Annotated in this window: 1 protein-coding gene; it reads left to right on the top strand. The window is 54.5% G+C overall.

Annotated elements, in window-relative coordinates; genetic code table 11:
• The coding region (locus K1I80_RS11975; RefSeq protein WP_223339050.1) for an FtsK/SpoIIIE domain-containing protein at positions 1–969 on the top strand (969 nt) is incomplete at both ends.

Raw genomic sequence — 969 nt, 5'->3', positions numbered from 1 at the left:
CATGGCTGCCGCCGCTTAAAGAGCGGATGACCCTGCAAGAGCTGGAACCTATCCAACCGCAGGAAGCCTGGGAGCAAAAGAAGCCGGTCTCCGTCCTTCTGGGAATGGCGGATATCCCACAGGCACAGAAGCAAGAGCCTGTCTCTGTCAATCTGTCCAAAGATGGGCATATCCTGCTCTACGGAAGTCCTGGTACGGGGAAGACAACCTTCCTGCAAAGTGCGGCCATGGACTTGGCTCGCAAGTTCAGTCCCAAAGATGTCACCCTCTACCTAATGGACTTCGGAACCAATGGTCTGGCACCGCTGGGCCAATTACCGCAGGTGGCCGATACCCTGCTTCTCGATCAGGTGGAGAAGATTGCCAAGTTTGTACGCATCATGGAGCGGGAGCTCAACCGGCGTAAAAAGCTTTTGTCCGACTACGGTGTTGGGACCTTGGAGCTTTACCGTCAGGCTAGCGGTCAGCAAGAGCCGGCTATTGTCATCCTGCTGGACAGCTATGAGTCCATGAAGGAAGAAGCTTATGAAGCGGAGCTCTTCAAGCTTTTGGTGCGGATCTCCCGTGAAGGTCTCAGCATCGGTGTTCACCTCTTGGTGACAGCGGGCCGTCAATCCAACCTTCGGGCGCAGTTTTATGCCAACTTTAAGCACCAGCTGAGTCTGCCGCAGAATGATGTGGGAGAAGTTCGCTCAATTGTGGGCTCTACTCTACTTGCAGCTACTATGGAAGACATCAAGGGTCGGGCGCTCATGAAGCGTGACGAAGTCGATGTTATCCAGCTGGCTCTGCCAGTAGCAGGTGCCAATGATGCACAAGTCCTCAACAACCTACGTCAGGAAGTCGCTTCTCTCCAAGAAGCTTGGACCGGACAGCGACCAAGTGCCATTCCGATGGTACCAGAGGAGTTGACAGAGGCGGACTTCTACAGCCGAGCTAGTGTCCAAGCAGCTTATGAGCAGGGCTTAG

It is taken from the genome of Streptococcus sanguinis (assembly GCF_019929225.1).
In the GTDB taxonomy this organism is placed as follows: domain Bacteria; phylum Bacillota; class Bacilli; order Lactobacillales; family Streptococcaceae; genus Streptococcus; species Streptococcus sanguinis_J.
This window is presented reverse-complemented; position numbering and strand designations above follow the sequence as displayed.